Source organism: Pseudoroseomonas cervicalis ATCC 49957, from assembly GCF_000164635.1.
Classification (GTDB): Bacteria; Pseudomonadota; Alphaproteobacteria; order Acetobacterales; family Acetobacteraceae; genus Pseudoroseomonas; species Pseudoroseomonas cervicalis.
Map to the genome: position 1 here is coordinate 695,651 of NZ_GG770778.1, position 8,405 is coordinate 704,055.

Sequence of the window (8,405 nt, forward strand, 5' to 3'; positions counted from 1 at the left end):
CGGGCGCGGCGCCTGGCTTGGCCGCGGCCAGCGCGGTGGGGGCGGAGCCGAACAGGCTGACCGGCCCGGCGAAGGCCACCGCCTGCGGCAGGCGCCGCTCCAGATCGGCCAGCCGGACGAATTGCGCCGGCGTCATGGTGTCGAGCGGCAGATGCGTCTGCGCCACTTGGCGCAGCCGCTCCGGCTCGTTCAGCAGGGCCCATTCGGCGCGCAGCACCTGGCTGCGCTCGCGCGCCTGCTCGATCCGCCGGTTCAGGTCGCGCAGCTCGCGGTCCAGCTGCGTCGCCGCATCCTCCGCGCGGTAGACGTGCCAGCCCACCAGGCTGAAGGCGGCAATGGCGACCACGGTCAGAGGGCGGAACATCAGGCCGTCTCCAGTTTCTCAAGAGTCCGCAGGCGGGCGGAACGCGCGCGGGGATTGGCCGCGAGCTCGGCCGCCCCCGGGCGCAGGGCGTTGTTGGCGACCAGCCGGAAGCGCGGCTTCTGGCCGCCGCCGAGCAGGGCGGAAGGGTCGTGGCGCGAGGCGCCGGGGCCACGCCCGGCCGCCTGCTGCATGAAGCGCTTGACGATGCGGTCCTCGAGCGAGTGGAAGGCCACCACCACCAGCCGCCCGCCGGGCGCCAGCAGCGACGCCGCCGCCTCCAGCCCGCGCTCCACCTCGCCCAGCTCGTCATTCACCTTCAGCCGCAGCGCCTGGAAGGAGCGGGTGGCGCTGTCGATGCCCGAGGGGTCGCGCGGCATCACCGCATGGATCAGGCTGCGCAGCCGGCCCGTGGTCTCGATCGGCGCCTCGCGGCGGGCGGCGACCAGGGTGCGGGCGATGCGGCGGGAATGCCGCTCCTCGCCGAGCTGCCACAGGATGTCGGCCAGCTCGGCCTCGGGCAGGGTGTTCACCAGATCGGCGGCCGAGGGGCCGGCCTTCTCCATGCGCATGTCGAGCGGACCGTCGAAGCGGAAGGAGAAGCCGCGCTCGGCCTGGTCGAGCTGGAAGGAGGAGACGCCGAGATCCAGCACCACACCGTCCACCGTGGTGACGCCGCGCTCGGCCAGCGCCTCGCGCATCTCGCCGAAGCGGCGCTCGATCAGCGTCAGCCGGCCGGCCGATTCGGCCAGCAGCGCCTGGCCGCGGGCGATGGCGTCCGGGTCGCGGTCGAAGGCGTGGAGGGTGCAGGCCGCGCGGCCGAGGATGGCGCGGGCATAGCCGCCGCCGCCGAAGGTGCCGTCGACATAGGCGCCGCCCGCGCGCGGGGCGAGGTTGTCCAGCACCTCGGCCAGCATCACGGGAAGATGGCCGCTCATGCCTCGCCCCCCGCCGGCGCCGCCGGGCGGGCGCCGGGCAGGGTCAGGGCGCGCTCGCGGGCGCGGTTGCGCGCCTCCTCGGTGCGGCGCTTCGCCGCGGCGGGTTCCCAGAGCTGGAAGATGCGGCCCAGGCCCACGAAGGCAATGGTCTCACCGAGGCCGGCATGGGCGATCAGCTCCTCCGGCAGCAGGATGCGGCCCTCGGCATCGGGGCGCATCGGCCAGGCATCGGCGAAAAGGGCGGCGGCCATGTCGTCCTGGGCATCGGAGAAGACGTCGAACTGGTCGATGCCGCCGGCCATCGCCTCGAAGGCGTTCATCGGCCAGGCCTCGACGCAGGCCATGCGGTGGGAGGGGCGCAGGACGATCTCCTCGGTCCCCAGCCGGGCCAGTTCCGCGCGGAAGGGCGCAGGGACGGACACCCGCCCCTTGCGGTCCAGCCGATTGGTATGGGTGCCCATGAACCGGGTCATCGATGCCGCCCTGTCCCCCTGGCGGTGATCACAGTCGCTGACCGGGAAAGCGGCCGGCGGGGCCCCCCGACCCCGCCGGCTCACCCGACCATCCCCGTCACGGATCCATCACCCCCCCGAGCAATGGATCGTTCATGGGATGACGTGGGATATCATGGGTTGAAGTTGGGCGGCAAGGGCAAAACCCATGCTCGCCCTTATGTCAAAAGCAGAAGAATCAGGATTTTAGGAAGCGGAATGCCATCCCGGTATCATCCGATTTCTCTTCAGGCTTGGAAAAGGAAGTGCGTCAGACGGCCTGTAAGCCGGGTTCTGTCCATCCCACCGGCCATGCCGGCGGAATGAGGCGACCATTCCTCTGGGACATGCCTCGCGGCATGCCTCTCGCGGCCAACCCGGGTGGCGGGACGGGAACGTCCCCGCGGCCGAGTCCCTCGCGGAACTCCCGCCGGCCACCCCTATTCGGCCTTGCTCCCGGTGGGGTTTACCGTGCCGCCCCTGTTGCCAGGGGCGCGGTGCGCTCTTACCGCACCGTTTCACCCTTACCAGCGCGGCGAGCCGGGCTGGCGGTCTGATTTCTGTGGCACTTTCCCTGGGGTCGCCCCCGCTGGCCGTTGACCAGCACCGTATTCCCGTGGAGCCCGGACTTTCCTCCAGCCCTGGAACCAGCCCAGGACCAGCGGCCGCCCGGCCGTCTGACGCGGCGCCGATCTGCGCCGCCGGCCCGGCCGGGTCAATGGCGGGGGCGCGGTTTTTTGTGGATTCGCGGTGGCCGGCCCATGAATTCCCAGGCGCCCGGCCGCGGTGGGGCGCCATCCCATGCCGGGACCGGTTCCGCGTCCCGGTGGAGGCTCAGCCGGCCTCGGCCAGCGCCGCCACCGCCGCCAGCCGGGCCAGCGTGCCGGCATCGGGCTGGCCGGTGACCGCTTCCTGCCGCCAGTGGCGCTGGAAGGCGGCGATCGCCAGCGCCGGCCGGGCCGGGTCCAGCGGATAGCCGATTCGGCCCAGCAACTCGGCGGCGCGCTGGGCGGCGCCGGCCGGCAGCGCCAGGCTTTCGCCGCGGGCCTCGCCGGGCCACAGGCCGATGCCGAGCGCCGCCAGACCTTCCCAGTCGAACAGCTCGCCCGGGTCCTGCTTGCGGTCGGGGGCGATGTCGCTGTGTCCCACCACATTGCGCGGCGGGATCGGGTGGCGCGCCAGGATGTCGAGGCACAGCTCCGCCACCGCCGCCATCTGCAGGGCGGGGAAGGGGCGGTAGCCCCATTCATGGCCGGGATTGACGATCTCGATGCCGATGCTGCGGGCATTCAGCAGCGTATGGCCGCGCCAGTAGGACTGCCCGGCATGCCAGGCGCGCCGCGCCTCCGGCACCAGCCGCCAGATCCGCCCGTCCTCCTCCACCACATAGTGGCAGGAGACGGGGGGCAGCGGCGCCGGGGGCGCGGGGTCGCAGAGCCGGTCCAGCGCCGCCTGGGCGCTCTGCATGCCGGTATAGTGCAGCACCAGCATGTCGATCGGCACGCCCTCGGGGCGGGCATCGTGGTTCGGGCTGGGCCGCTCGCTGAGGCCGAGCCGGTCCTCCGGCGGTTCCGGGATGCCCTGGGGCCAGCCGGCCGCCTGGCCGCTCACAGCCCGCGCTCCCGCTTGATGCGGTCCCAGGCGGCGTTGATCTCGGCCACCTTCTCCGAGGCGCGGCGGATCAGCGGCTCCGGCACGCCGCGCGAGGCCATCAGGTCGGGGTGGTATTCGCGCATCAGGCGGCGCCAGGCCTGGCGCACCTCCTCGTCGCTGGCGCCGCGCGCCACGCCCAGCACCTCATAGGGGTCGGGCAGGTCGGGCTGGCCGAGCGGGGTGCGGCCGCTGCTGGCGCGCTCGGCGCTGACATCGTCCAGGCCGAAGCCCTGGCGGACGCGGGCCAGGAAGATCGCCTCGCCCCGCGTCATCGGCCCGTCGGAGCGGGCGATGTGGTGCAGGGCGGAGAGCACCTCCTCCAGCATCGGCTTGTTGTCGGCGAAGGCCTCGCCCATGCGGGTGGCGAAGGGCTCGTAGCCGCCGGCATCCTCGCGCGCCTTGTCGAACAGCAGCCCGACCTCGCGCTGGTTCTCGGCCGGGATGCGGAAGGCGCGCTTGAAGGCGTCGATCTCCTCCCGCTTCACCGGCCCGTCGCTCTTGGCCAGCTTGGCCGAGAGCACGATGACGCCGATCGAGAAGAGCTGGTCCCGGTTGGTGATGCGCGCCAGCGCCTCCGGCCGGGAATCCAGCTCGGGGGTCTTGGTGTTGCCCTCATCCGCGGCATGGCCAAGGGCCGCGCCGACCACCGCGCCGAACGGCCCGCCCATGGCGAAGCCGGTCACGCCGCCCAGTATCTTGCCCCAGATGCTCAATCGCGGCCCTGTCTCGCTGGTCCAACCGAGGCAGGATATCACGCGGCCGCTTTCCGGCCTATGTCCGCGCCACGCAGCTTTTGCCGTCCTCCGGACGGGGCTTTTCGCCGGCTTCAGAAGGTCGCCGCCGCCCGCGCCGCCTGTTCGTAATGGCCGGACAGGCTGCGCAGCAGCGCCGCCAGTTCGGACAGCCGGGCCGGGTCCGGGCCATGGCTGGCCACCGGCCCCGCCAGCGCCGCCTCGCGGATGGCGGTGTAGCGGGCGCAGAATTCCTGGCCGGATTCGGTCACGCTCACCACCTTCTCCTTGCCCTGGCGGGTGGAGGCCACCAGCCCCAGCCGCTCCAGCTTGCGCAGGGCGTAGGTCAGCAGATGCGCGTCGTCGATGGCGAGCGCGAGGGCGATCTCCGCCTGGCGCTTCGGCCGGTCGCGGTGGCGGATGGTGTTCACCACCACCACCTCCAGCGCCGAGAGGCCGGGCTGGCCGGCCGCCGTGGCGCAGCGCACCATCCAGCGGTGATAGGCCGCGCCCAGGATGTTCAGCCCATACTCCACCTCCGACAGCGCCGGGGCGGCGCCCTGCGCCAGATGCGCGGCGGAGACGATCGGATGCGGCGGCGTGCTCATGCGGGAACGTTGACGATTTATCGGTAAATCGTCAACGTCGGCGGCGACAGCAGAAGGAACAGGGCAGATGGCGGGCTGGCAGTTCTGGATCGACCGTGGCGGCACCTTCACCGACATCGTGGCGCGCGACCCGGAGGGGCGCTTCTCCACCCACAAGCTGCTCTCGGAGAATCCGGGCCGCTACCGCGACGCCGCCGTCGCCGGCATCCGCGCCTGCCTCGGCCTGGAGGAGGGCGCGCCGATCCCCCCCGGCACCATCGAGGCGGTGAAGATGGGCACCACCGTCGCCACCAATGCGCTGCTGGAGCGCAAGGGCGAGCGGGTGCTGCTGCTGGTCAATCGCGGCTTCGCCGACGCCCTGCGCATCGGCAACCAGGCGCGGCCGCGGCTCTTCGACCTCGATATCCGCCTGCCCGAGCTGCTGCATGAGCGCGCCGTCGAGATCGGCGGCCGCATCGCCGCCGACGGGGCGGAGATCGAGCCCCTCGACGAGGCCACCGCCCGCGCCGAATTGCGGAAGGGCTTCGAGGAGGGCTTCCGGGCCGTCGCCATCGTGCTGATGCATGCCTGGCTGGCGCCGGAGCATGAGCAGCGGCTCGGCAACCTGGCGCGGGAGATCGGCTACAGCCAGGTCAGCCTCAGCCACGAGGCCAGCCCGCTGCCGCGCATCGTGCCGCGCGGCGACACCACGGTGGTGGACGCCTATCTCTCGCCGATCCTGCGCCGCTATGTGCGGCAGGTGGCCGAGCAGCTGCCCGGCGTGCCGCTGTATTTCATGCAATCCTCCGGCGGGCTGACACTCGCAGAGAAGTTCCAGGGCAAGGACGCCATCCTGTCCGGCCCGGCGGGGGGCATCGTCGGCGCCGCCCGCACCGCCGCCATGGCCGATCTGGAAAAGATCATCGGCTTCGACATGGGCGGCACCTCCACCGATGTCGCGCTCTATGCCGGCGCCTTCGAGCGCGCCTTCGAGACGGTGGTGGCCGGCGTGCGCATGCGCGCGCCGATGATGGCGATCAACACGGTGGCGGCGGGCGGCGGCTCGATCCTGTCCTTCGACGGCGCCCGCTTCCGCGTCGGCCCGGAAAGCGCCGGCGCCGTGCCCGGCCCGGCCTGCTACCGCCGTGGCGGGCCGCTCACCGTGACGGATGCCAATGTCATGGTGGGCAAGATCCAGCCGGCGCATTTCCCGCCCATCTTCGGACCCAATGGCGACGAGCCGCTGGATGCCGAAGTGGTGCTGGAGAAATTCGCGGCCCTCGCCCAGGAGATCGCCGCGGCCACCGGCCAGCCCCCGCAGGACCCGCGCGCCGTGGCCGAGGGTTTCCTGCGCATTGCCGTCGCCAACATGGCGCAGGCGATCAAGCAGGTCTCGATCCAGAAGGGGCACGACCCGTCCAGCCACGCGCTGCAATGCTTCGGCGGCGCCGGCGGCCAGCATGCCTGCCTGGTGGCCGATGAGCTCGGCATGGAGACGGTGTTCATCCACCCCTTCGCCGGCGTGCTCTCCGCCTATGGCATGGGGCTGGCCGACCAGAGCGTGATCCAGGAGGCCGCCATCGAGGCGAAGCTCTCCCCCGACGCCATGGAGGGCCTGGCCCAGCGCATCGCTACGCTGGAGGCCGAGGGCCGCGCCGCGCTGCAGGCCCAGGGCGCCGACCCCGCCGCCTTGCGCGCCGAGCCGCGCCTGCATCTGCGCTATGCCGGCACCGACAGCTTCCTGCCCGTGCCCTTCGGTGCGCATGACGACGTGCTGGCGGCCTTCACCGAGGCGCATCGCCGCCGCTTCGGCTTCGCCACGCCCGAGCGCCCGGTGCTGGTCGAGGCCTGCGTGGTCGAGGTGATCGCCCCCGGCGAGGCGGTGCGCGAGCCCGGCCTCGCCCCGCGCGAGGATGGCAGCGCGCCGCAGGCCGTGGACCAGGTGGCGCTGTTCACCGGCGGTGCCGCGCGGGAGGCGCCGGTGCTGGACCGCGACGCGCTGCGCGCCGGCGACCGCATCGCCGGCCCCGCGCTGATCCGCGAGCGCACCGCGACCACGGTGGTCGAGCCCGGCTGGACCGCCGAGGTGACGGCGCTGAACCACATGATCCTGCGCCGCACCGCGCCGCGCCCGCAGGCGGTGGTGGAGCAGGGCCAGGCCGCGCGGCCCGACCCGGTGCTGCTGGAGCTGTTCAACAACCTGTTCATGAGCATCGCCGAGCAGACCGGCACCGTCCTGCAAAACACCTCTCTCAGTGTGAACATCAAGGAGCGGCTGGACTTCTCCTGCGCCATCTTTGATGCGCAAGGCCGGCTGGTGGCCAATGCGCCGCATGTGCCGGTGCATCTCGGCGCCATGGGGCAGAGCGTGCGCACCGTCATCGACAGCCGCGGCGCGACGCTGAAGCCGGGCGATGTGGTGGCGCTGAACAACCCCTACAATGGCGGCACGCATCTGCCCGACGTCACCGTCATCACCCCCGTCTTCGATGAGCAGCAGAAAGAAATCCTGTTCTTCGTCGGCAGCCGCGGGCACCACGCCGATATCGGCGGGCTGACGCCCGGCTCCACGCCCCCCGAATCGAGGACGCTGGAGGAGGAAGGCGTCGTCATCGACGACTTTCTGCTCGTGGATGGCGGCGAGTTCCGCGAGGCGGCGTTCCGCGCCCTGCTCTCGGGCGCGACATACCCGGCGCGCTCGCCGGATGTGAATGTCGCCGACATCAAGGCGCAGATCGCCGCCAACGAGACCGGCGTGCAGGAGCTGCGCCGCGCCATCGCCCAGTTCGGCCTGGCCACCGTCCGGGCCTATATGGGCCATGTCATGGACAATGCGGAGGAGGCGGTGCGCCAGGTGCTGGACCGCCTGGCCGATGGCGCATTCCACTACACCATGGATGATGGCGCGCCGCTCCACGTCGCCGTGCGGGTGGACCGCGCCGCCCGCCGCGCCAGCATCGACTTCACCGGCACGGCGCCGCAGCGCCCGGGCAATTTCAACGCGCCGCCCGCCGTCACCCGCGCCGTGGTGCTCTACTGCTTCCGCTGCCTGGTGGGGGAGGATATTCCCCTGAACGATGGCTGCCTCGTACCGCTCGACATCATCGTGCCGGAGGGTTCCTTCCTGTCGCCGCGCCCCGGCGCGGCGGTGGTGGCGGGCAACACCGAGGTGTCGCAGGCCACCGCCAATGCGCTGCTCGCGGCCCTCGGCGCCTGCGCCGGCGCCCAGGCCACGATGAACAACCTGCTGTTCGGCGACGACCAGTACCAGTATTACGAGACGGTCTGCGGCGGCGTCGGCGCCGGGCCCGGCTTCAACGGCGCCTCCGCGGTGCAGACGCACATGACCAACACCCGCATGACCGACCCGGAGATCCTGGAGCTGCGCTACCCCGTCCGCCTTGAGGAATTCTCGATCCGCCGCGGCTCCGGCGGGGCCGGGCAATGGCGCGGTGGCGACGGGGCGCGACGGCGCATCCGCTTCCTGCGGCCGATGCAGGCCATCATCGTCGCCTCCCGGCGCGAGGTGCCGCCGCACGGGCTGATGGGCGGCGCCGATGGCGCGCCGGGCCGGCAATGGGTGGAGCGGCGGGATGGCAGCATCCAGCCCATGGGCGGGCGCGACCGGGCCGAGCTGGCGGCGG

At 72.2% G+C, this 8,405-nt stretch carries 7 protein-coding genes and 1 other RNA gene; 1 reads left to right on the forward strand and 7 read right to left on the reverse strand.

The genetic code is table 11. The features are described from left to right. The 7 genes from ftsL to HMPREF0731_RS10290 all read right to left on the reverse strand — a co-directional run. Positions 1–364: cell division protein FtsL (gene ftsL / locus HMPREF0731_RS25290; RefSeq protein WP_007004039.1), on the reverse strand; the 364-nt coding region annotated here is incomplete at its 3' end. Further along, entirely contained in the window at positions 364–1,299 is a 936-nt protein-coding gene (gene rsmH, locus HMPREF0731_RS10270) for a 16S rRNA (cytosine(1402)-N(4))-methyltransferase RsmH (RefSeq protein ID WP_007004040.1), read from the reverse strand. The genes rsmH and ftsL, both read right to left, overlap by 1 nt. After that, entirely contained in the window at positions 1,296–1,772 is a 477-nt protein-coding gene (mraZ, locus tag HMPREF0731_RS10275) for a division/cell wall cluster transcriptional repressor MraZ (protein WP_007004041.1), read from the reverse strand. Before mraZ ends, rsmH begins: the two co-directional genes overlap by 4 nt. A gap of 285 nt (positions 1,773–2,057) precedes the next feature. Further along, an RNA gene (gene rnpB / locus HMPREF0731_RS23140) (RNase P RNA component class A) lies at positions 2,058–2,471 on the reverse strand. 153 nt (positions 2,472–2,624) lie between these two features. After that, on the reverse strand, positions 2,625–3,401 hold the full coding sequence (locus tag HMPREF0731_RS10280; protein ID WP_007004042.1) for an N-acetylmuramoyl-L-alanine amidase: 777 nt from the start codon (positions 3,399–3,401) through the stop codon (positions 2,625–2,627). Next, a complete protein-coding gene (locus HMPREF0731_RS10285) occupies positions 3,398–4,156 on the reverse strand; it encodes a TerB family tellurite resistance protein (protein ID WP_007004043.1) in 759 nt (252 codons plus the stop codon). Before HMPREF0731_RS10285 ends, HMPREF0731_RS10280 begins: the two co-directional genes overlap by 4 nt. A 113-nt stretch (positions 4,157–4,269) precedes the next feature. After that, positions 4,270–4,782, reverse strand: coding sequence for a winged helix DNA-binding protein (locus tag HMPREF0731_RS10290; RefSeq protein ID WP_007004044.1), 513 nt, complete (start codon positions 4,780–4,782; stop codon positions 4,270–4,272). Positions 4,783–4,849: 67 nt separating this feature from the next. Here HMPREF0731_RS10290 and HMPREF0731_RS10295 point away from each other — a divergent pair. Beyond that, on the forward strand, positions 4,850–8,405 hold a 3,556-nt coding region (locus HMPREF0731_RS10295; RefSeq protein ID WP_007004045.1), incomplete at its 3' end, for a hydantoinase B/oxoprolinase family protein.